The organism is Salmonella sp. SAL4457 (assembly GCF_046548235.1).
Lineage (GTDB): Bacteria > Pseudomonadota > Gammaproteobacteria > Enterobacterales > Enterobacteriaceae > Salmonella > Salmonella enterica.
This window is the reverse complement of record NZ_JBGDZO010000184.1, coordinates 1-339: the sequence shown is the minus strand read 5'-3', so window position 1 is coordinate 339 and position 339 is coordinate 1. Positions and strand designations below refer to the sequence as shown.

Here is a 339-nt window from a genome sequence, read left to right as displayed (position 1 = left end):
GGTACCCGGTAGAGCAGTTGCAGGACGGTGGCGCCGAGCAGCCAGGGCCAGACTTCGGCCGGCGGCAGGCTGACGAAGGGCAACAGCAGGATGGCGCAGAGCACGCCGACCACGTCCATGCAGGCGACGACCAGCAAGCGGTCGCTGCTGAACTTGACCAGGGTGTTCCAGGTGGCGTGGAGAACGGCGGCGCATAGCACCAGGCTGGTGGCTAGCATGACGGGCCTTATTGGTATAGACCAGGATAGTCTATCCCGGCGGAGGCTCCAAATGCTCGCCTCGTTGCGGCGTTTTTCCCTGAAAGCTCCTACGAAAGCGGAGAAACATGCAGCAGACATC

1 pseudogene is annotated in these 339 nt (G+C 62.5%); it reads right to left on the bottom strand.

The annotated features are described in order from the left end of the window. Positions 1–218, bottom strand: a pseudogene (locus tag ACLJNW_RS23825) (hypothetical protein); the annotation flags it as partial. Positions 219–339 lie beyond the last annotated feature (121 nt).